The 20,204-nt window shown below is 71.8% G+C and carries 19 protein-coding genes and 2 pseudogenes; 7 read left to right on the top strand and 14 right to left on the bottom strand.

All coding sequences use genetic code 11. From position 1 onward, the window contains the following. Window positions 1–2,331: an FHA domain-containing protein gene (locus tag ACQEV8_RS01380; RefSeq protein ID WP_432956612.1), complete on the top strand. Its 2,331-nt coding sequence runs from the start codon at window positions 1–3 to the stop codon at window positions 2,329–2,331. A 413-nt stretch (window positions 2,332–2,744) separates the two neighbouring features. Here the strand turns inward: ACQEV8_RS01380 and ACQEV8_RS01375 are convergent, their stop codons facing one another. After that, the gene (locus tag ACQEV8_RS01375) at window positions 2,745–3,083 is read right to left on the bottom strand and encodes a hypothetical protein (protein WP_432956610.1); all 339 of its coding nucleotides are present in this window, start codon (window positions 3,081–3,083) and stop codon (window positions 2,745–2,747) included. 185 nt (window positions 3,084–3,268) lie between these two features. On the opposite strand from ACQEV8_RS01375, the gene ACQEV8_RS01370 reads away from it, so the two are divergent. Then, window positions 3,269–4,255: a serine/threonine-protein kinase gene (locus ACQEV8_RS01370; protein WP_432956608.1), complete on the top strand. Its 987-nt coding sequence runs from the start codon at window positions 3,269–3,271 to the stop codon at window positions 4,253–4,255. A 10-nt stretch (window positions 4,256–4,265) separates the two neighbouring features. On the opposite strand, the gene ACQEV8_RS01365 is transcribed toward ACQEV8_RS01370, so the two are convergent. After that, entirely contained in the window at window positions 4,266–5,564 is a 1,299-nt protein-coding gene (locus ACQEV8_RS01365; protein ID WP_432956606.1) for a streptophobe family protein, read from the bottom strand. Between the two features lie 139 nt (window positions 5,565–5,703). On the opposite strand from ACQEV8_RS01365, the pseudogene ACQEV8_RS01360 reads away from it, so the two are divergent. Both ACQEV8_RS01360 and ACQEV8_RS01355 read left to right on the top strand, forming a co-directional pair. Further along, a pseudogene (locus ACQEV8_RS01360) lies at window positions 5,704–6,563 on the top strand (DUF6777 domain-containing protein); the annotation flags it as partial. Window positions 6,564–6,581: 18 nt separating this feature from the next. Next, on the top strand, window positions 6,582–6,878 hold the full coding sequence (locus ACQEV8_RS01355) for a hypothetical protein (RefSeq protein WP_432973400.1): 297 nt from the start codon (window positions 6,582–6,584) through the stop codon (window positions 6,876–6,878). Between the two features lies 1 nt (window position 6,879). On the opposite strand, the gene ACQEV8_RS01350 is transcribed toward ACQEV8_RS01355, so the two are convergent. The 3 genes from ACQEV8_RS01350 to ACQEV8_RS01340 are packed head-to-tail and all read right to left on the bottom strand — an operon-like array spanning window position 6,880 to window position 8,014. Next, window positions 6,880–7,296: a PRC-barrel domain-containing protein gene (locus tag ACQEV8_RS01350; RefSeq protein WP_432956604.1), complete on the bottom strand. Its 417-nt coding sequence runs from the start codon at window positions 7,294–7,296 to the stop codon at window positions 6,880–6,882. Further along, window positions 7,293–7,877 (bottom strand): PRC-barrel domain-containing protein, encoded by a 585-nt coding sequence (locus ACQEV8_RS01345; protein WP_432956602.1) that lies wholly within the window; start codon window positions 7,875–7,877, stop codon window positions 7,293–7,295. Before ACQEV8_RS01345 ends, ACQEV8_RS01350 begins: the two co-directional genes overlap by 4 nt. Further along, window positions 7,874–8,014: a hypothetical protein gene (locus ACQEV8_RS01340; protein WP_432956599.1), complete on the bottom strand. Its 141-nt coding sequence runs from the start codon at window positions 8,012–8,014 to the stop codon at window positions 7,874–7,876. Before ACQEV8_RS01340 ends, ACQEV8_RS01345 begins: the two co-directional genes overlap by 4 nt. A gap of 191 nt (window positions 8,015–8,205) precedes the next feature. Between ACQEV8_RS01340 and ACQEV8_RS01335 the strand changes: the two genes are divergently transcribed. After that, window positions 8,206–8,670, top strand: coding sequence for an ATP-binding protein (locus ACQEV8_RS01335; protein WP_432956597.1), 465 nt, complete (start codon window positions 8,206–8,208; stop codon window positions 8,668–8,670). Window positions 8,671–8,922: 252 nt separating this feature from the next. On the opposite strand, the gene ACQEV8_RS01330 is transcribed toward ACQEV8_RS01335, so the two are convergent. Beyond that, on the bottom strand, window positions 8,923–9,807 hold the full coding sequence (locus ACQEV8_RS01330; protein WP_432956595.1) for an RNA polymerase sigma factor SigF: 885 nt from the start codon (window positions 9,805–9,807) through the stop codon (window positions 8,923–8,925). Between the two features lie 275 nt (window positions 9,808–10,082). Here ACQEV8_RS01330 and ACQEV8_RS01325 point away from each other — a divergent pair, with 275 nt between their 5' ends. Next, the gene (locus tag ACQEV8_RS01325; protein WP_432956594.1) at window positions 10,083–10,475 is read left to right on the top strand and encodes a helix-turn-helix domain-containing protein; all 393 of its coding nucleotides are present in this window, start codon (window positions 10,083–10,085) and stop codon (window positions 10,473–10,475) included. A gap of 21 nt (window positions 10,476–10,496) precedes the next feature. On the opposite strand, the gene ACQEV8_RS01320 is transcribed toward ACQEV8_RS01325, so the two are convergent. The 3 genes from ACQEV8_RS01320 to ACQEV8_RS01310 all read right to left on the bottom strand — a co-directional run bounded on the left by ACQEV8_RS01320 (window position 10,497) and on the right by ACQEV8_RS01310 (window position 13,059). Continuing rightward, window positions 10,497–11,099, bottom strand: coding sequence for a ClpP family protease (locus ACQEV8_RS01320; RefSeq protein ID WP_432956593.1), 603 nt, complete (start codon window positions 11,097–11,099; stop codon window positions 10,497–10,499). Continuing rightward, window positions 11,099–11,740 (bottom strand): ATP-dependent Clp protease proteolytic subunit, encoded by a 642-nt coding sequence (locus ACQEV8_RS01315; RefSeq protein ID WP_432956592.1) that lies wholly within the window; start codon window positions 11,738–11,740, stop codon window positions 11,099–11,101. The genes ACQEV8_RS01320 and ACQEV8_RS01315 overlap by 1 nt, the downstream gene beginning before the upstream one ends. A 107-nt stretch (window positions 11,741–11,847) precedes the next feature. Continuing rightward, a complete protein-coding gene (locus tag ACQEV8_RS01310; protein ID WP_432956591.1) occupies window positions 11,848–13,059 on the bottom strand; it encodes an epoxide hydrolase family protein in 1,212 nt (403 codons plus the stop codon). Window positions 13,060–13,183: 124 nt separating this feature from the next. Here ACQEV8_RS01310 and ACQEV8_RS01305 point away from each other — a divergent pair, with 124 nt between their 5' ends. Next, window positions 13,184–13,666, top strand: a complete 483-nt coding sequence (locus tag ACQEV8_RS01305) for a VOC family protein (protein ID WP_432956590.1) — start codon at window positions 13,184–13,186, stop codon at window positions 13,664–13,666. Between the two features lie 39 nt (window positions 13,667–13,705). On the opposite strand, the gene ACQEV8_RS01300 is transcribed toward ACQEV8_RS01305, so the two are convergent. The 5 genes and pseudogenes from ACQEV8_RS01300 to ACQEV8_RS01280 form a co-directional block, all read right to left on the bottom strand. Further along, on the bottom strand, window positions 13,706–14,581 hold the full coding sequence (locus ACQEV8_RS01300) for an aminoglycoside phosphotransferase family protein (RefSeq protein ID WP_432956588.1): 876 nt from the start codon (window positions 14,579–14,581) through the stop codon (window positions 13,706–13,708). 33 nt (window positions 14,582–14,614) lie between these two features. Then, window positions 14,615–15,517, bottom strand: coding sequence for an SGNH/GDSL hydrolase family protein (locus ACQEV8_RS01295; RefSeq protein WP_432956585.1), 903 nt, complete (start codon window positions 15,515–15,517; stop codon window positions 14,615–14,617). 114 nt (window positions 15,518–15,631) lie between these two features. Continuing rightward, window positions 15,632–16,516, bottom strand: coding sequence for a geranyl diphosphate 2-C-methyltransferase (locus tag ACQEV8_RS01290; protein WP_432956583.1), 885 nt, complete (start codon window positions 16,514–16,516; stop codon window positions 15,632–15,634). Between the two features lie 44 nt (window positions 16,517–16,560). Then, window positions 16,561–17,574, bottom strand: a pseudogene (locus ACQEV8_RS01285) (family 2 encapsulin nanocompartment cargo protein terpene cyclase); the annotation flags it as partial. Between the two features lie 780 nt (window positions 17,575–18,354). Further along, window positions 18,355–19,812: a family 2B encapsulin nanocompartment shell protein gene (locus ACQEV8_RS01280; protein WP_432956581.1), complete on the bottom strand. Its 1,458-nt coding sequence runs from the start codon at window positions 19,810–19,812 to the stop codon at window positions 18,355–18,357. Window positions 19,813–20,204 lie beyond the last annotated feature (392 nt).

Below are 20,204 nucleotides of genomic sequence, written 5' to 3'. Positions count from 1 at the left end.
ATGGCGCAGTCTTCGGTAGCACCAGAACTCGTGCTGGAGACCGAGACGGACTCCACCGTGATGATTCCGGGTCGCGACTACCACGTAGGACGCGACCCGTTGAGTGACATCGTCATCGACGACGACCGGGTCTCCTGGCACCACGCCGTGCTGCGGCCCACCGACGGCCACTGGACCATCGAGGACGAGAACAGCACCAACGGCACCTACGCCGAGGGCCGCCGCATCCACGAGTGGGACGTCGGTCCCGGCACCGTCATCCGCTTCGGCAACCCGGCCGACGGACCGCGCGTGGTCCTGCTGGGCCGTCCCGAACCAGCCACCGAACGGCCCTCCGCCGTCTCCATGCCCGCGGCGACCGGCACCTACCGGCAGCCCACCACGGTAAGGCCGCTGCCCGCCCGCACCATCCGCATCGGCCGCGCCACCGACAACGACCTGATCGTCGACGACCTGGTGGTCTCCCGCCGGCACGCCGAGCTGCGCGCCCTGCCCGACGGCACGTACGAGATCACCGACCTGGGCAGCCACAACGGCACGTACCTCAACGGCAGCCGCGTCACCGGCGCCCCCGTCCGCCAGGGCGACATCGTCGGCATCGGCCACTCGGACTTCTGCCTGGTCGGCGACGAACTCCAGGAGTACGTCGACACCGGCGAGATCTCCCTCGACGTACAGGACCTCGCGGTCACCGTCGACCGCGGCCGCAAGACGCTGCTCGACCACGTGTCGTTCCCGGTGGGGGAGAAGTGCCTGCTCGCCGTCGTCGGCCCGAGCGGCGCCGGAAAGTCCACGCTCCTCAACGCCCTCACCGGCCAGCGGCCCGCCGACCACGGCACCGTCCTCTACGACGGCCGCGACCTCTACCGCGACTACGCAGAGCTGCGTCAGCGCATCGGCCTCGTCCCGCAGGACGACATCCTGCACGCCCAGCTGACCGTCCGCAAAGCCCTCTCCTACGCCGCCGAGCTGCGCTTCCCGCAGGACACCGCCAGGGCCGAGCGGCGCGCCCGGGTCGACGAGGTGATCCGCGAACTGGGCCTGGAGCAACGCGTCGACCAGCCCGTGCACAGCCTCTCGGGCGGCCAGCGCAAACGCGTCAGCGTGGCCCTGGAACTGCTCACCAAGCCGTCACTGCTGTTCCTCGACGAGCCGACCTCCGGCCTCGACCCCGGCATGGACCGCTCGGTGATGCACATGCTGCGCGGCCTCGCCGACGACGGCCGGACCGTCATCGTCGTCACCCACAGCGTCCTCAGCCTGGACGTGTGCGACCGGCTCCTCGTGCTCGCACCCGGCGGGAAGATCGCCTACTACGGACCGCCCGAGGACGCCCTCGCCTACTTCGGCTTCGAGCAGTGGCCCGAGGCCTTCGAGGCCTTCGAACGGGACAAGGACCGGGACTGGGCGGGGGACTACCGCGCCTCGCCGCTCCGGGACCACTACGTCGCCGAGGCCACCGCCCAGCCCCGGCAGCCCCGGTCCGGGCCTGTCGTCATCACGGCACCGCCCCGGCCGCGCAGCCGGTCCGCCCAGCTGGGCACCCTGGTGCGCCGGTACGCCTCCGCGCTCAGTGCCGACCGCACGTTCCTGATCATCATGATCGCCCTGCCGTTCGTGATGGGCGTGATGGCGCGGGCCCTGTCGGGCGGCAAGCTGACCCTAGACACGGCGATGAACACGCTGCTCATCCTGTGCGTCGGCGCGGTCCTCACCGGCGCGGCCAACGCCGTGCGCGAACTCGTCAAGGAACGCGTCATCTACCAGCGGGAACGCGCGGTGGGCCTGTCCAGATCGGCGTACCTGATGTCGAAGGTCGTCGTCCTCGGCGTCATCACCGTGCTCCAAGCCGTGGTGCTGACCCTGGTCGCCCTGCTCGGCGTGGACCTCGGCGCGCCCGGCGACGAAGGCGTGCTGATGCCGCCCCTGGTGGAAATCACGGTCGCCGTCGCCCTGTTGGCGTTCACAGCGATGATGCTCGGGCTGCTCATCTCGGCGCTGGTGCGCAAGGAAGAGGTGACGATGCCGCTGCTGGTGCTCGTCGCCATCGTCCAGGTCGTCTTCTGCGGTGCCCTGCTGAAGCTGGACGGCGTACCCGGACTGGAGCAGCTCGGCTGGCTGGTGCCGGCGCGCTGGGCGCTGGCCGCGATGGCCGGCACCGTCGGGCTGGCCCGGATCGTGCCCGACGAGCTGACCAAGGATCCGCTCTTCGAGCACTCGGCGGGCGTGTGGCTGCTCGACGTCGGGATGTTGGTCGTGCTGTCGGCGCTCTTCGGCTTCCTCGTGTCCCGGCTGCTGCGCCGGCACGAACCGGCCGTGATGCGGAAGTAGGGAGCCCCCATGACGACTCCCGGCTTCCGGCCCACGCACGTCGTCCCGCAGCACGGGATGCCCGCCTGGGAGGCACCCGACCCGGCCCGGCCCACCGTGGACCTCGACCCCCTGCTGCCGGTGCAGCTCGTCGAGCAGCAGGGCGACTGGGGGCATGTGCTGTGCTTCAACGGCTGGTCGGCCTGGGTCGACGGCCGCCGGCTGGTCGCCGTACCGCAGGATCCGCCCGCCGCGGACGGGCCGCTCACCCGGACCGCCGATCCGCGTCCCCTGCTGACCCGCGCGCAGGAGGTCCTGGCGCGCTACCGGTCCGCGGTGGAGGACCTCGCGGGCGGCCTCGACCGGGAGTCCTTCCACGCCCGCACCCACGGGCTGCGGATCGGCGTCGTCGTCGACGGCGAGTCGGTGTGGCTCTACGACGCCGCGCACGGGCACTGGGTGTACGCGGACGGCACCCGGGCGACCACGTACGCGACGGACGAGACACCGAGTTCCCAGCCGGAGTCCCGGCCGTCCGAGACCCCGGCACCCACCCCCACGCGGGTGGTGCCCCCGGATGCGGCCGAGGAACCGCCCCGGGGCGAGGTACCGCCCTCGCCGGTCGTTCCGCCTGAGCCGACGCGCGTGGTGCCGCCGGAGGCGCCTGAACCGGTGCGTGCCGCGCAGCCCGAGGCGCCTGAGCCGACGCGCGTGGTGCCGCCGGAGGCTCCCGAACCGACCCGGGTCGTGTCCGCCGAGGTCCCCGAGCCCACTCGCCTCGTGGCCCCGAGGAGGCCGAGGAGACCGCCCGGCCTCCGGACGCACCGCCCACGCGCGTGGTGTCTCCCGAAGAGGCGGAAGAAGAGGCCGAGGACCCGGACGCCCCCGCCGAGGCGCCGCCCACGCGCGTCGTGGGGTCCGAGCCCACCCGGGTCGTGTCGCCCGAGGATGACACCCGTTGACCCGCGAGACGAGCCTGTTCTCAGGGCGGCCCTCCGAGCTGCTCGGGCAGCAGATCGCCGGGTACCGGATCGAGAAGGAGATCGGCCGGGGCGGCATGGCCGTGGTCTACCGGGCCCGCGACCTGCGTCTGGAACGCACCGTCGCCCTGAAGCTGCTCGCCCCGGAACTCGCCCGCAACGACACCTTCCGGCGCCGCTTCACCCACGAGTCCCGGGCCGCCGCGGCGATCGACCATCCGCACATCGTGCCGGTCTTCGAGGCCGGTGAGACGGACGGCGTGCTGTACATCGCCATGCGGTACGTCGTCGGCAGCGACCTGCGTCATCTCCTCGACCGGGAGGGCCCGCTGTCCCCCGCCGCCACTCTGCGTCTCGCCGCCCAGGTCGCCTCCGCGCTCGACGCGGCCCACGACCACGGCCTGGTGCACCGGGACGTGAAGCCCGGCAACATCCTGGTGGCCCGCGGCACCGACAGCGACCACCCCGAGCACGCCTACCTCACCGACTTCGGCCTGACGAAGAAGTCGCTGTCACTGACCGGCTTCACCACCGTCGGCCAGTTCGTCGGCACGCTCGACTACGTCGCTCCCGAGCAGATCTCGGGCCGCCCGGTCGACGCCCGCTGCGACGTGTACGGCTTCGGCTGTGTCGTCTACGAGATCCTCGCCGGCCACCCGCCCTTCCGCCGGGACGACGACATGGCCCTGCTGTGGGCCCACCAGTACGACGAGGCGCCGCCGCTGACCGAGGCCCGGCCCGACCTCGCCGCGCAGACGGACCCCGTCCTCGCCAAGGCCCTCGCCAAGAGCCCCGACGACCGGTACCCGTCCTGCCTCGCCTTCGTCGCCGCCCTGCGCGCCGCGACGACCGGCGCCACGCCCGCCGTCGGACACACTCCCACCCGGGCGGGCCGGGAGCCGGGGGAGGAACGGCCGAAGCCGCCGCCGCGCTGGGCCGAACCGGTCTTCCGGCAGCGGATGTAGCGCCCTGGTGTCAGCTCTCGCTGTCGGAGCGGACCTCACCCCGGCGCCGTACGTGCCGCGCCAGCAGCGCTCCGGCGAACCCGGTCACCAGACCCCAGGGGACGGCCAGGCCGACGGCACCCCACAGCCGGGGTCTGAGGAAGAGTTCACCCCCGAGGCTCCCGCCCAGGTCGCCGATGCCGAGCACGGAGAGGCCGTAGTGCGCGGAGATGCGTCCGACGAGACAGATCATGAACACCGTGAGCATGAGGGCGACCGCCGTGTGCACGGCGTGCTGCCAGGCCCGGACCCGGGCCGGAGAGCGGGCCGCCATCAAGAACGCGGCTGCCAGCAGCAGCACCACGTCGACGACCAGCAGCCACCACACCCGGCCGTCGTGCTCGGAGAGCGTGCGCAGGTTCAGCTCCGAGATGTCCGGAGTGCGCAGCACCTCGTCGAGTACCTGCGGCATGGGCAGGCCGAACGGCCCCTCCACGCGGCCGGTCCAGGTCGCGCCCAGGCCGATCGTCAGAGCCAGCCACACCAGGTTGGGCATGCCGAGCAGGATCACGGCGAACGTCTCCGCCGCGTGGCCTCGCGTCGCCGCGACGACCAGCGCGATGACGACGCCGATGACGACGTGCGCGAGCAGCAGGGCGACCATCGCGTACGCGGCCGGCCGTACCGACGTCTGGAAGCGCAGCAGCCCGGCCGGCAACGGGGCGCCGCGTGACACCAGAAGGGCCAGCACCAGCACACCGGCCAGCCACACCAGACCGACGAACACGGACAGCGGAACGTCGGTGGTGAAACCGATCTTCGGCGAGGCGCCGAACAGGTCGCCGAGTTCGCCCAGCTGCTCGTCGCCGAGGGAGATCTCGAACGTGTGGCGGGCGGCGAGCGTCAGGCCGATCAGGGCGAGCAGCCACAGGGCCGCGATCCTGGCGGCCCAGCCGGCCAGCTCCCTGGCGCCGGCGACCGCGCGATGGCGCAGCGGCCGCAGGAATCCCCAGGCGATCACCAGCGCCCCCGTGAGCGTGACGGACAGCGGGATCACGGTCAGTCCGGCCTGGGTGTCGGCGAAGTCGCCGGCGCTTCCGGAGAGCTTCACCGTGCCCCCGACGGCGGTGACGACGGTCGCCATCACCACCGGGGCGAACGCGCCGTCCGGAAGGTCCGCGGCCCCGGCGGCCCACAGGCCGAGCGTGGCCACCACCATCATGGCGAGCAGCCCGCCGAGCACCGTGACGAGGGCGTGCACCCACCCGTGGCGGGCGACGGCCCGCGCGCCGGAGGTACGTGCCTGGCCGGAGGAGGTGCGCGAACTCACGCTGCCACGCTAAGCAGCGCCCGCCCGGGGCGCCCGTCGGGAGGTCCGTCCGCGTCGGCTTGCGGGCCGTACGGGACCGGGGCACACAATGAACCCGTAGTGGAAGAAGCGGTATATACCAGTACTGATCGCCTCGGGTGTGCGCAGGCTGTACAGAACCCACGTCGGGAGAAGAGCTCGTGAGCGTCGAACCGCCGTCGTCCGGTCGCCCCACAGGACCTCCCTCGGGCCCGCTGTCGGGTCCCTCCGAGCCGCCCTCGGGGGTGGCGGCCCGCCCTCCGAACCGCCGAGCGGGGGCGGTGAGCCACCGGAGCCCGGCCGCCCGTGGTGGGGTTCCGTGCCCCGTGTCGCGCTGATCGCCGGCGCGGTGGTGGCCGCCGTGGTCCTGGCCGTGGTGTTCACCCGCCCCGACGGCGGCACCGGGGCGTCCGACGGAGGGACCAGCACCTCCGACGGCGACGTGCTGCTGCAGCCCGCGGCCGATACCGGCCCGGACCCGTTCACCGACTCGACGGCCAAGGAGAGTTCCGCCCCGTCGGTCACGCCGACGCCCGCCGGAACGGCGCCGCCGAACACCGTCCGGGCAGTGCGGGGCGGAACGCCCGGCCTGTACGGCGGCACTCGCAACGTCGCCAGCTGCGACGTGGAGAAGCAGATCACGTACCTCAAGGGCGCTCCGGACAAGCAGCGCGCGTTCGCGTCGGTCCAGGGCATCGACCCGTCCGAGGTCCCCGCCTACCTGCGCTCGCTCACCCCCGCGCAGCTGCGGATGGACACCTGGGTCACCAACCACGGCTACAAGAACGGCCGCGCCACGCGGTACCAGGCCGTCCTCCAGGCGGGCACGGCCGTCCTCGTCGACGACCGCGGCGTGCCCCGGGTGCGCTGCGCCTGCGGCAACCCGCTGAGCCCGCCGGCCCCCAGCAGAAGAAGACGACCGGAGAGAAGTGGCCGGGGTACAAGGCGTCGGACGTCGTCGAGGTCAGGCCCGCCGAGGAGCCGATCGACGTCTTCGTCATGTGCGAACCCGACGGCGAGTGGTTCAAGCGCGACAAGGGCGACACGGGCGAGAACGACCGCAAGACCGCCCCGCCCGGCAAGCCCACCCCGTCGGCCGACGTCACCACACCGACCGACGCGACCTCGTCGGAGCCGACCACGAGCGAACCGCCGACCACTCAGACGACTTCACAGCCGCCGACGGACGAATCGCCGCCTGCGGACGACTCGCCGCCCCCGCCCGGGAACGACACGGGCGATGACACCGGAGGCGGCACCGGGGGTGACACCACGGACCAGGCCCCGGCCTCCTGAGTCACCCGGCCCGGACCACCAGGGCGTAGTCCCCGAGCCCCAGCAGACGACCGGCCGGTACATCGCCCTGGGCGGTGACGACCGCCTCGATACGGCCGGTGTCCGCCTCGAACGCGACGTCCCGGACCGTGCCGAGCCAGTCGCCCGTCTCGGTGAGGATCCTGAGGCCCGGCAGCTCGTGGTGCGGCGGCACCTCGGCCGGGGCGGCGGCGGAGCGGACGAGCACGGCGTCCGGGCCGAGGGCGTGCAGAGCACCCCAGGCCAGCACGGTCTCCTTTCGGGAGCGCTTGCCCCGCACCCGGACATGCGTCACCACACCGGCTGCCGCGTCGACCGTCAGCGACCTCAGGACGCCGAGTTCGTCCGCCTCGGTCAGGGTCAGCACCGGCAGGCCCCGCGCCTGCGAGAACAGCATCATGACGGCGTCCCCTCGCGGCCCTCCTGGAAGGCGCCGACCCGGGCGACGAAGGCCGGCAGGTCGTCGGCGACGTAGCGGGTGGCGTCCGCCGGGATGACCAGGGCGCGGCCGGAGACCGCGAGCGTCTCGCCACGCGGCACATACACCCGGTGCCGGCGCCGCCGGGAGCCCCCCACCAGTGCCTTGGCCGCCGCTATCCGGAATCCCACGACCCGGCCACTGGTACCGCCCTCGACGACCACGTCGAGCACGGTGCCGACCTCGGCGCCCTCGTCGGTCAGCACCTTGGCGTGCAGTACCCGGCCCTCCTGGGCCTCACGGCGTGCCACCACGACGGGAGTGTCCGCCAGGGCACCGGCATCGACGATCATGACCGCGTGCGGGCCCAGCGCGTGGACCGCGGGCCAGGGCAGGCTCTGCTTCATCGGGCCCGACAGCAGACCCCGTCCGCTGAGCGTGAACCCGGTGATCCGTCCGGCCGCGGCGTCGAAGACGGTGTCCTTGATCTGTGCGACGGCGTCGCCGCCCAGGGTGACCACCGGCAGGGTCGTCAGGCTCCGTGCCGCCATCAGCTGGTTCATCGGACACCCTTCCCGCCGGGCCGGCGCCGGACCGCGATGACCGTTCCCGACCGCCGGCCGGCCTGTACGGCGAGCGTCATCACAGCGACGCCGATCAGCGCCGCGACCACCACGACCAGCCATGTCCACCAGGCCACCGCACACCTCCGGCGATCCGGCCCGGCCGCCCTCGGCCGGTCCATTTTCCCTCCGAGTGCCCCGCGCGCGCGGGGGACAATGCCGAGGACACGGGACGGACGAAACGTGTCAGGACTGCGAAGCCCGGCTCGGGGTACGAGCACTGGTGCAGAGCGTCCGGCCAGTCCGGCTTCTTCCCAGAAAGAAACGAATGATCGACCACGTGGACGGGGCAGTGATACCGACTGGTTTCGACGTGCCCGTGGAACCGCTGAGGCGGGCGGCACACTACACAGGCGAGCAGGGATGCATCGCCGAGGCGCGGTCCTTCGCCGCGCTCTTCCTCGACCAGCTCAGGACCGAGTGGTGCGCGGGCATCGACGACCGGGCCGACGGCGCGGTGCAGCTCGTGGTCAGTGAGCTGGTCACCAACGCCGACCGGCACAGCGACGGTCCGTACATCCTGGAACTCGTGGGCACGGACACCGCCGTGACCGTGTCGGTCTACGACAGCAGCTCGGCCCTGCCCCGCATCTTCCCGCGCGACCCGGAGCGCGTCGGCCGGCACGGCCTGGAGATCGTTCACGCGCTCGCGGAGCAGGTCAGCGTGGAGCGGGTGCCGGTGGGCAAGCGGGTGCGCGCCGTGCTGCCGCTCGCGGGTGCGACCGCCGCCTGAGCTGTCAGCCTGAGCCGTCGGGGTGAGGCGTCCCCCGAGGGCGCTCGCGTGCGATGAGAGCCGGACACCATCGCGGCGCCACAGAAGCCGGACACCATCGGGCCGTTGGATCCGGACACGATCGCGGTGCCGTGGGAGCCGGGCACCTGTGCGGTGCCGTGGAAGCCGGCACAATCGCGGGTGCCGTCCCACTCCCGCATGGGGGACAGCACCCGCTGGTCACCGGTATGCCCGGCCGGCCCGCCGACGGTGTCAGGCGCAGCCGAGCTCGCCCAGCATGCCCTCGCGCAGCCGGGTGATGATCCGCTTGATCAGACGCGAGACATGCATCTGCGAGCAGCCGAGCTCCTCGCCGATCTCCGCCTGGGTGGCCTCCTCCACGAACCGCATGTGGAGGATCTGCCGGTCGCGCTCGCTGAGCTCCGCCATGAGCGGGGCGAGCGAGTGGAAGTCCTCGACGAGCCGCAGCCCGTCCTCCTCGACGCCGATGAAGTCGGCCAGGACCGCCTCGCCCCCCTCCGGCCCGTCGCCGGTGAGCGCGGCGTCCAGCGACGACGAGTTGTACCCGTTCGCTGCGATCTGTCCCTCGACGACCTCGTTCTCGGAGATGTTCATCAGCGTGGCCAGCTCGGCGACGGTCGGCTCGCGGTCCAGCCGGCTCGCGAGTTCCTCACGGGCCTTTGCCAGCTCCACGCGCAGCTCCTGCAGCCGCCGCGGCACATGCACCGCCCACGTGGTGTCCCGGAAGAACCGCTTGATCTCACCGACGATGTACGGCAGCGCGAAGGAGGTGAACTCGACCTCGCGCGACAGCTCGAACCGGTCGATGGCCTTGATCAGACCGATCATGCCGGTCTGGACGATGTCCTCCATGTCGTCGCCGCGGCCCCGGAAACGACCGGCCGCGAACCGCACGAGCGACATGTTCATCTCGATGAGCGTGTTGCGCGCGTACTGGTACTCGTGCGTGCCCTCTTCGAGTTCCGTCAGACGCTGGAAGAACTGGCGGGACAGCGCCCTGGCGTCCCGCGGGGCCACGGACCGCGGGTCCACGACCGGCAGTGCTCCGTCACCCGTCCCGGCCTCGGCGTTCTCCCCGGCGACCTCTGCCTTCGACCGGATCACGGCGGTCTCCATTACCTCTCCCCACGAAGTCACGGCTACATCTGCCTAGGTCCTTCCGGGTTGCGGATACCCGGGAAGGCGCAACACATGCCCCCGAACACCGTGCGGCGGGAAATCGGTGGAGCACGGCATTCCGGCCCGTCCATGCTCACCCGAACGGCCGACAGAGGGCAAGAGGCAGTGCGCGGCCCGCGGCTGGAGCCGAAACGACGTACCCCGCCTGTGATTCCACCCAGGGCGGAACGCCGGGCCCTTCCCCTGACGGCCGGCGCTCCTAGGCTGGAGCAGTGACCAACCACGTGCCGAACGAAGCCCGCGTCATCCCGCTGCGCCCGCAAGGTGCGAGCCCTCCGGCCCCCGCCGTGAAGGAGCCGCTGTGGCGCGATCTGGTCGGTGACGTCCTGCGCCGTGAACGCCTCGCGCAGGAGCGCACGTTGAAGGACGTCGCCGACGAGGCACGAATCTCCATGCCGTATCTCTCGGAGGTCGAGCGCGGCCGCAAGGAGGCCTCCTCGGAGGTCCTCGCGGCCGCCGCCCGCGCCCTCGGGCTGAGCCTCGGCGACCTGCTGTCGAGGACGCAGGGCGAACTGACCCGCGTCACCTCGCGGTACACCGGCAGCGGCAGCCGCCGAGGGATGGCGTCCCCGTCCTCGCACGACGGAATGTGCCTGGTCGCCTGAGTCTGCCTGTCGGCCGGCGCCTCAGACCTGCACGAGGCGCCGGCTGAGTACCTCGTCGGCCAGCCCGTAGCCCACCGCCTCCTGCGCGGTGAACACCTTGTCGCGGTCCATGTCGGCCCGCAGGGTCGCCACCTCGTGGTGGGTGTGCCGCGCCAGCACCTCCTCCACCTGGGAGCGGATCCGCACCATCTCCCTGGCCTGGAGCGCCAGGTCGGAGACCATGCCGCGCTGCCCTCCGCTCGCCGGCTGGCCGAGCAGCACGCGGGCGTGCTCCAGCACGAACCGCCGTCCGGGGTCCCCGCCCGCCAGCAGCACGGCCGCCGTGGAGGCCGCCTGCCCGACACAGAACGTCGAGATCGGCGCCCGCACGTACGACATCGTGTCGTAGATGGCCATGAGCGAAGTGAACGATCCCCCGGGCGAGTTGAGGTAGATCGCGATCTCGCTCTCCGGGGACGAGGACTCCAGATGGAGAAGCTGCGCGATGACGACGTTGGCGACACCGTCGTCGATCTCCGTGCCGAGGAAGATGATCCGCTCGGACAGCAGCCGGCTGAACACGTCGTAGGACCGCTCGCCCTGCGGGGTGCGCTCGACGACGTTCGGAATCGTGTAGGTACCCATCACTGCAGCCCCATCCTGCGCCGGCCGGCCGTCGGGCGGACGTCCGCGAGGGACTCCACGACCCGGTCGACCATGCCGTACTCCCTGGCCTCCTCGGCCGTGAACCAGCGGTCCCGGTCGCCGTCCCGGGAGATGGTCTCCTCACTCTGGCCGGTGTGCTCGGCGGTGATCCGCTCGATGGTCCGCTTTGTGTGCTCCAGGTTCTCCGCCTGGATCTCGATGTCGGCGGTGGTGCCGCCGATCCCCGCCGACGGCTGGTGCATCATGATCCGCGCGTTGGGCAGGGCGTAGCGCTTGCCGGGCGCGCCGACGCTGAGCAGGAACTGGCCCATGCTCGCGGCGAAGCCCATGGCCAGGGTGGAGACCTCGTTCGGGACGAGCCGCATCGTGTCGTAGATGGCGAGGCCCGCGTGCACCGCCCCGCCGGGGCTGTTGATGTACAGGCTGATGTCGGTGCGGGGGTCCTCGGCGGACAGGATCAGCAGCTGGGCGCAGACCCGGTTCGCGGAGACCTCGTCGACCTGCGTGCCCAGCAGCACGATGCGCTGCGCGAGCAACTGGGCGGCCAGCTGGTCGTCGAACCGGGTCGGAGGGGTGTCGCCCTCCTCCGCCCGTGGGGCGAGTGCCGTGCGTGGAGTCATCGGTTCTCCTTGTGGTCGGGGATGCCCTCGACTCCACTCTTGACCTCGGACGATGCCGTTGTGCGGATTCTCTGCCCGCGGCAGATTCGCTACGGGCAGAGCGGGCGTCAGCCCTTCTCGCGCAACTGCCGGAAGAACGCCCGCACGTCCTCCACCAACAGGCCCGGTTGCTCCATCGCGGCGAAGTGCCCGCCCCGCTCGAACTCCGTCCAGCGGACGATGTTCTCCGTGCGCTCCGCCTTGTGTCGCAGCGGGATCTGAGGGTCGCCGAAGAAGGACGCCACCCCGGTTGGCGCGGTGGAGGCCTCCTGGGGGGCGGCGATCCGCTCGCCCCGGGCGTGGGCGCGCTCGTAGTAGACCCGGGCGGACGAACCCGCCGTGCCCGTCAGCCAGTACAGCATCACGTTCGTGAGCATCAGGTCCCGGTCGACGGCCTCCTCGGGCAGCTCCTCGGAGTCCGTCCACTCCCGGAACTTCTCGACGATCCAGGCGAGTTGGCCCACCGGCGAGTCCGTGAGCGCGTACGAAAGCGTCTGCGGCCGGGTGGACTGCACATGGAAGTAGCCCGTCCCGTCGCGGGACCACTTCTCCCACCGGCGCCACGAGACGAGCGTGCGCTCCCGCTCCGCGGGACTCAGCGCGTCCAGCTCCTCGGCGGTCGGCTCGGCGGTCGCCTGTCCGCCGGGCAGCAGATTCAGGTGGACGCCGGTGACCCGGCCGGGGTGGACGCGGCCCAGTTCGCGGGAGATGCCCGCACCCCAGTCGCCGCCCTGGGCGCCGAACCGCTCGTAGCCGAGGCGCGTCATCAGCTCGGCCCACGCGTCGGCGATGCGGCGCGCCTCCCAGCCGGTCTCCCGGGTGGGCCCGGAGAAGCCGAAGCCGGGAATGCTCGGCAGCACCACATGGAAGGCGTCGGCCGGATCGCCGCCGTGCGCGGCCGGGTCCGTCAAGGGCCCGACGATGTCGAGGAACTCGACGATCGACCCCGGCCACCCGTGCGTGACGACCAGCGGGGTGGCGGCGGGTTCGGGGGAGCGGATGTGCGCGAAGTGCACCCGTGCGCCGTCGATCTCGGTGGTGAACTGCGGCCACGCGTTCAGCCGCGCCTCCGCCGCCCGCCAGTCGTACGTGTGCCGCCAGTACCGCACCAGCTCGCGCAGATAGCCCGACGGAACGCCGTACGTCCATCCCACCCCGGGCAGCTCGTCGGGCCACCGGGCCCGGTCGAGGCGGTCATGGAGGTCGTCGAGGTCGCTCTGCGGGATGTCGAGGCGGAACGGATGGAAACTGCTGCCGCTGTCGGCGGGCGAAGACGTCATGCCCGGGATGCTAGTTCCGAACGGTGTAACGGCCACCTGAATTCGCCGGCCGGCCCACCGATGAGTTCCGGGGCGAGTACCGGTCGACAGTGGTGACAGCGTTCCACGCGCCCAGGAGGTACCCATGGCCACCGACGGTTTCACCACGTGTCTCTGGTACGACGACCAGGCCGAGGAGGCCGCCCACCACTACGTCTCGATCTTCAAGAACTCCAGCATCGGCGAGGTCGCCCGCTACCCCGAGGGGACGCCCCACCGGGCGGGCACGGTCATGACCGTCGAGTTCACGGCCAACGGCCACAAGTTCCTCGCGCTCAACGGCGGACCTCAGTTCAAGTTCACCGAGGCGGTCTCCTTCATGATCTTCTGCGCGGACCAGGAGGAGATCGACTACTACTGGACCAGGCTCACCGAGAACGGCGGCGAGCCCGGTCCGTGCGGCTGGCTCAAGGACAAGTACGGCGTGTCCTGGCAGGTCGTCCCCGACCGGCTCCAGGACATGATCACCGACCCGGACCCCGCGAAGGTGGCCCGTGTGACCGAGGCGTTCATGGCGATGACCAAGTTCGACATCGCGACCCTGGACAAGGCTTACGCGGGCGAGTGAGACGCCCCCTCCGGTCGAGGGGCGGGCCCCTGCCCGCCCCTACGCCGTCTCGGCCAGGATCTCCCGGATGGCATGCCGGGAGTTCTCCGCGACCGGCGGGTTCGTGTCCCAGTAGTACGGCAGCGCGATGACCGCGATCGACAGGGCCCAGCCCCGGCCCCGCGCCCACTCGGCCTCGCCCGCGCCCGCTGCCTCCCGAAAGGAGCCGCGGACCCCCGCCGGCAGCACACACCAGGCGCTGATGAGGTCGACGGCGGGATCCCCCACCCCCACCGTGCCGAAGTCGATCACGGCGCTCAGCCGTCCGTCCGTGACCAGCAGGTTCCCGGCCATCAGATCGCCGTGCGCCCAGACCGGCGGCCCGGCGTGCTCAGGGGCGCGCAGCACCTCCTCCCACACCTTTGTCACCGCCGCGGTGTCGATCCGCCCCGAGAGCCGGGCGAGCGCCTCGCGCACGAAGGGGTCCCGGGCCGCCAGCGGCACTCCGCGGTAACCGGTCGGTGCCCCTGCCGGGTCGATCCGGCGCAGGGCCGCGACGTAGGCGCCCAGGTCCTCGGCCAGCAGCCCCGGTTCATCGAGGGCGCCGGGCACCGGGTGGCCGCCGTCCAGCCAGCCGTAGACCGACCAGGGCCACGGGAATCCCTCGCCGGGATCGCCCAGTCCGAGGGGTTCGGGCGCGGCGGCGGGCAGGCCCGGGGCCAGCCGGGGCAGCCAGCGCAGTTCGTGCGTGATGGCCTCGACGGCGCGGGGATGCCGGGGGAGCCGCACGACCTTGTCCGCGCCGAGGCGGAACATGGCGTTCTCGGACCCGGAGGACTCCAGACGCCGCAGGGGCAGCCCCGCCCATCGCGGGTACTGGCCCGCGATCAGCCGGCCGACGAGCGATACGTCGATGTCCCTCTCGTCCTCATGCATTCGCACAGCGCACATGACGCCCATTCGAGCGGGTCAATCCGCCGACTGTCGAACGGTTTTGGTGATCTCCCGGGCGATGCGCAGGACGCCGGGGGAACGCACCGGGCAGGGCTTCGGCGTGGACGTCGTGGGAGCCAGGCAGAAGTGCAGGTAGTCGTCGTCGCGGTGCAGGGCCGTCCGGTCGCGGCCGGGCTGGGTGCAGTAGTCGGGGTGGACCCGCTCGTAGGCCGTGCAGGGCAGGTGCTGCGTCCAGGTGTAGCGGTCCGAGCCGGGGCTCACCGCCCGCCCGGCGTCGGCGACGATGTCGTCCGAGTCGGCGGCCAGCCGCTCGTACAGCCCGTTCACACGCCGCACCCGGTCGGGTGTGATCGGGTCCGGGCCCTGGAGCACCCACACGATCCGCGGCCGGCGCGCCCCGCCGGCCGTCGTGATCTGCTCGACGAGCCTGCGCGCGTCGGCCTCGTACCGCTCGAAGTACCGTTCCCGCGAACCGTCGTACGTGATCTTGTCCATGCACCAGGTGAAGTCCCAGGCGTTGCCCCAGAACTGCAGCACCACGAAGTCCGGCCGCAGCGACCGCACCAGGGCGGCCGCCTTGTCCCGTGCCGGGACGAGCGACCGCTCCGCCGTGCCCTCCAGGTAGTCGCACAGGGTGGTGCCCGAGTAGGGGGCGCTCGTGTACTTCGCGCGCAGGTCCCGGCGCAGCTCCTGGCCGAGGACCTTCTGGTTCTCCATGGCGAGCGAATCACCGAGATACAGCACGCGGGGCGCCTTGGCGGGGGCGCGGGGGCCGGGTGAGGCCGGGGCCCGCTGATGCGTGGTCGTGGACACCTCCGGCGCGGACGGCGGGGACGTGCCGGGTCCGGACGACGGATCCCCGCACGCCCCGAGCAGCAGCCCGGCCAGCAGGACACCCACGATCCACGGTCCGCGCATACGGCAACTCCCGCCCCGGCCGGTGAAAAGGCTCCCCAGGCAAGCACAGCCGGGCCCGGTGCGGAAGACGCGCGTCGGCCACGGAGTGGCCGTGGCCGACGAATTGACGAGCGGTCAGACCCGGTCGGCCACGATCATCAGGTACTGGAAGCTGCCGTTCTTGTATGCGGACAGGAACGTGTCCTCGATCCCCGTGACGAGATGGTCGGCCCGCCTGCGGAGCTCCCAGTAGGGGATGGCCGTGTCGGTGAGGTCCTGCACATGGACGGGGACCAGCCGGTTGCGGGCCATCGCCCGGAAGTACTCCGAACGCGGATGGATGTCGCAGATGTAGTGGGCGTTGATCAGGGACACCTCGCGGGAGGCCCGCCCGTAGGTGTCGTTGTAGCAGCCGGTGATCACCACATAGCGGCCGCCGCGACGCAGCAGCCGGGCGTGCTCGGCGAACAGCAGGTCCAGCTCCACGTACATGGTCGACTCGTTGTTCCACGACGCCGCGACCGCGCCCGAAGGGAAGCCCGTGTCGAGCATGTTCCGGCAGTGGTAGCGGACCTTGCCGTCGATGCCGCGCAGCCGGGCCTGCTCGTTCGCGAAGTCCGCCTGCTTGGCCGAGAGCGTCACACCGTCGGCGCGGCAGCCGTACCGCAGGTTCGCTACGACGCTGCCGCCGCCGCGTCCGCAGCCGGCGTCGAAGACGCGGTCGGCGGGGGAGAGGGGGCCGAGGTGGGCGGCGAGCAGTTCCGCCTGGGCGTGCTCCAGGCGGTGCAGTTCCGTGGTGACCCGCTCGCGGAGCAGCGCCGGGTCGGGCTCGTCGAGCACGGACCAGTCGGCCTCCCCGATGCCGTAATGGTGGTGGTACAGGTCGTCGATCTTCCCCAGTTCGAGGTTGACCGGGTTCTCCTCCGCGTTCCAGTAGTCGGCCACCCGGGTCTGATACGTCGAATCGGCGGCGGACGCGGGCTGCAGCGAAGCGGTGGTGGCGTCGGCGGTGGTGGTCAAGGACGGCTCCTCGTGCTTCTTGCGTGACGTCAAGGGACTGTGCTCTACCAGTAGTCGGGCAGGTGGTAGCGGTGGGTGTTGGTGGCGTGCCACTCGTGGTTGCCGGAGACCCAGGCGGCCAGGCTCCGGGTGTAGCGCTCGACGAGCGGCGAGCCGGCGGACAGGACCGCGGACTCCTCCTCGAAGGCGTCCATGATCTGGTTGTGGATCTCGACGGCCTTCAGATAGGCGGCCTTGAGCCCGCGCTGTTCGTTGGCGGCGATGACCAGTGGCAGGTTGAGGTGGTCCGGTTCGGCCGCCAGCTCCTTCGTGAAGGAGTACAGGTCGTTGACGATTGTGGTGGCGTTGCACGCGAGCGCCGTGATCCGCTGGATCTCCGGTCGGGCGTAGAGCGCCTCGGGCAGTTCGTAGCCGTCCACGGCGTCGACGATCGACAGGCAGGGCCGGAAGTTGTTGAACTGCCGCATCACCAGGTACTCCCAGACGCGCGGCACGTACCGGGTCTGAGCCCAGGCGGCCTCGGCGACGTACCCGAGGTGCAGCCGGGCGATGTCGTGCACGAACCGGTCGGTCTGGCTGGGTGTGGCGAAACCGGCGTAGTCCCGCAGCGCGCGGTGGTACGAACGCAGCGGACCATCGGCTGTCAGCCCCTGGCGCCACTCCGTCTCCGCCTCGGGCGGCCCGTGGAAGGGGTCGAGTGCCGACTGGGCGATGACCAGCCGTCCGCCGAGACCGCGAGACGATCCGCCCCGGTCCTCGTCCTCCGAGCAGTAGCAGCTGTCGACGAGGTTCTCGGCCAGCAGCAGCTCGCCCGCGACGGTAAGGCGGTCCAGATCCACCGCCCCCGGATGCTGGAGCACCACGGCCCGGCCGAACTGGAACCCCGCGAAGTCCCCCGTCCACGCCGGCGGAAACAGCTCGAGCCCGTGCGCCCAGGCCTCCAGCCTCCGGTCGATCTCCTTGACCTTCTCGGGATCGGCGGGCACGGCGTCCCGATACCGAAGCCCGGGCACGGGCCCGCCACGCCGGGCCCGTCCGCTACGGGCGAGGCCCGGGGGCCGGGTGGGGTGCGGCGGGGGGTGGAGACGGCCGGGTCGCCGGAGGCCGGGCTCGGCGGGATCAGGGAGTCCGAGAGGCTCGGGGCCGAGAAGCTGAAGGTGGGTGGAGCGGGAGGGCGGAAAGCCGGCCGGGTCGAGGGTGCCGGTGTGGTCGCGGAACTCGGAGGTGATGGGGCCGGGGATTCGGCGGCCAGCGGCATGGGGAGGCCGAGGGTCCCTGGGGCCGGAGCATCGAGGGCCGGACAGGGCGCGGGGCCCGGTGGGACCGCGCAGTCCGAGGGCAGCGCTGCCGGCGTCTTGGGCGCTGGTCGGGTCGAGAAGCCGGAGGCCGGTGGTGCCGGAGGGCGAAAGGCCGCCTGGTGCACGGAACTCGGTGCGGCCGCGGAGCCGGAGGGCAATGGGGCCGCAGCCGGTGGGATCGGCAAGCCGGGGGGTGGCGAGGCCGAAGGCCCTGAGGCTGGCGGGCCGGGTCGGGCGGCGGGTCCCGAGGGCAAGGGCGACGGAGTCCCGGGGGCCGGGCGGGGCGCGGAGCCCGAGGGCAGCGGGGCTGGGAAGCCAAGGGGAAGGGCCGGTGGGCCCGGTGCTTGTGGGGGAGCGGAGCCCGGGCACAGTGGGGCCCGGGAACCAGGAGCCGGTGGGGCCGGAACTGGTGGGGCCGGAGGCCCGAGGGCCGGTGGCACCGGAAGGCCGGGCGTCGGGTGGGGCTCGGTGTCGGAGAGCCGACGGGGCTCGGAGCCGGGAGGCGGGGGCGTGTTCATGGGCGTACTCGACTCCACCCCGTCAGCCGGCCGTCCGGCCGATCTGGACGTTTTCCAGGATGCCCGCGGCGTCGGGGACCAGGATGGCCATCGAGTAGTACGCGGTGACCAGGTAGCGGGTGATCGCCATCTCGTCGACGCCCATGAACCGTACGTTCAGGCCGGGCTGGTACTCCTCCGGGATACCGGTCTGGAACAGACCGACGACCCCCTGGTCGGCCTCGCCCGTGCGCAGCGCGATGATGCTGCTGGTGTGGTGGTCGTTGACCGGGATCTTGCCGCACGGGAAGAACGGCACCCCCCGCCAGGCGGGCACCTCGTGCCCGTCCACGTTCGCCGTGCCGGGCACCAGCCCGCGCTTGTTGCACTGCCGGAAGAACGCCGCGATCGCCTTGGGATGGGCGAGGAACAGCCGCGTCTTGCGCCGCATCGCCAGCAGCTCGTCCAGGTCGTCCGGGGTCGGAGGCCCCGAGAACGTGCTGATGCGCTGGCTGTGGTCGATGTTGTGCAACAGCCCGAACTCGCGGTTGTTGACCAGCTCCCACTCCTGCCGCTCACGGATCTCCTCGATGGTCAGCCGGAGCTGCTGCTCGGTCTGGTCCATCGGGTCGTTGTAGAGGTCGGCGACCCGGGAGTGGACGCGCAGCACGGTCTGCGTGAGCGACAACTCGTACTCGCGCGGCGCGAGTTCGTAGTCCACGAATCCGCCCGTCAGCACCGGCTCGCCCACATGCCCGGCCTGTACCGGCACATCCGCCTCGCCCTTGCGGTTCGTCGGCTTGCTCTGCCGCTCCGCGTACGCCTCCAGATGGGCCGCGAAGGACGGGACACGGTCCGTGTACTCCCGGAGGGCGTCCCAGGACAGCACCAGCACGACGCCCGAGGTCTCCGCCCGCACGGACGTGAGCCACAGCGGGTCGGCCCGCCCCACGGCCTCGTCACCGAGCCCCTCGCCGTCCGTGACGACCCCGATGACCTCCTCCTCGCCGTACTTGCCGGTGGCGTACCGGGTGAAACGGCCGTGCACGATCAGATAGGCCTCGGTGACGGGCTGCCCGGCCTCGAAGAGCACCTCGCCGACGCGCACCTCACGGACCTCGAAGCGCGACGCGACCTGCTTCAGCACCTCGGCGTCGGAGTAGCCGCGCAGCACGGGCAGTTCGGTGAGCGTCCGGGGGATGACCCTGATGTCGTCGGCACCGTTCTGCTCGAACTGCACCCGGCCCCGGCCCGGACGCAGTGTCAGACGCCGGTTGACCCGGTAGGAACCGCCCCTGACGTCGACCCACGGCAGCATCTTGAGCAGCCAGCGCGAGGTGATGGCCTGCATCTGTGGCACGGACTTGGTGGTGGTGGCGAGCTGGCGCGCCGCCTGGGTGCTGAGACTGGTGAGCTGAGCCTCGGTCAAGCCGGTGCCGACAGCGGGCTCGGGGGCGGGGTCGTCGGTGGCGGGGCCGGTGGTGCTTTCGGGGGCGGACACATTCCCTCCCTGGGATCGAACGAGATGTTCGCTGGGTGAGCGGTGTGGAGCCTTGGCCGAGCAGGTGGCAGCAGGCGGTCCTGAGGTGAGTGGTCGGCCGGCACGGGCGGAGTGGTGGCAGTGACGGTGGGGTGGCCGGCGAAGGCGGCGGCCTTGTGACGCCGGTGGGTCGGACGCGGCGTGAGGCACAGCCAAACAGCGGCGGAGGTGGACGGATAACCGCGTGAAGGGGGCGGATTCTTGCGCCGGAGGTGGCAAACCCACGATGGGGGCGGAGGGCGAGCGGGCGTGTGCCCTCACGCCGGTCACTCACCCGGATCCGCCCGGCGCACAGGGCGCACAAGGCGCTCGGACGCAGCGTGTCGCCGGTGTCACCACCCGTACGTCCCGGC

Source organism: Streptomyces sp. CA-179760, from assembly GCF_050937045.1.
Taxonomy (GTDB): Bacteria; Actinomycetota; Actinomycetes; order Streptomycetales; family Streptomycetaceae; genus Streptomyces.
Note: the sequence above shows the minus strand (reverse complement) of the source record. Positions and strands in the feature narration are given on the sequence as shown.

Coding starts and splice junctions, on each gene's coding strand:
- ACQEV8_RS01380 (WP_432956612.1), top strand. CDS start 1: ATGGCGCAGTCTTCGGTAGCACCAGAACTCGTGCTGGAGACCGAGACG.
- ACQEV8_RS01355 (WP_432973400.1), top strand. CDS start 6,582: ATGTGCGAACCCGACGGCGAGTGGTTCAAGCGCGACAAGGGCGACACG.
- ACQEV8_RS01350 (WP_432956604.1), bottom strand. CDS start 7,296: ATGATGCTGTTCTCGCAGGCGCGGGGCCTGCCGGTGCTGACCCTGACC.
- ACQEV8_RS01345 (WP_432956602.1), bottom strand. CDS start 7,877: ATGAACCAGCTGATGGCGGCACGGAGCCTGACGACCCTGCCGGTGGTC.
- ACQEV8_RS01335 (WP_432956597.1), top strand. CDS start 8,206: ATGATCGACCACGTGGACGGGGCAGTGATACCGACTGGTTTCGACGTG.
- ACQEV8_RS01330 (WP_432956595.1), bottom strand. CDS start 9,807: ATGGAGACCGCCGTGATCCGGTCGAAGGCAGAGGTCGCCGGGGAGAAC.
- ACQEV8_RS01320 (WP_432956593.1), bottom strand. CDS start 11,099: ATGGGTACCTACACGATTCCGAACGTCGTCGAGCGCACCCCGCAGGGC.
- ACQEV8_RS01315 (WP_432956592.1), bottom strand. CDS start 11,740: ATGACTCCACGCACGGCACTCGCCCCACGGGCGGAGGAGGGCGACACC.
- ACQEV8_RS01310 (WP_432956591.1), bottom strand. CDS start 13,059: ATGACGTCTTCGCCCGCCGACAGCGGCAGCAGTTTCCATCCGTTCCGC.
- ACQEV8_RS01305 (WP_432956590.1), top strand. CDS start 13,184: ATGGCCACCGACGGTTTCACCACGTGTCTCTGGTACGACGACCAGGCC.
- ACQEV8_RS01300 (WP_432956588.1), bottom strand. CDS start 14,581: ATGCATGAGGACGAGAGGGACATCGACGTATCGCTCGTCGGCCGGCTG.
- ACQEV8_RS01295 (WP_432956585.1), bottom strand. CDS start 15,517: ATGCGCGGACCGTGGATCGTGGGTGTCCTGCTGGCCGGGCTGCTGCTC.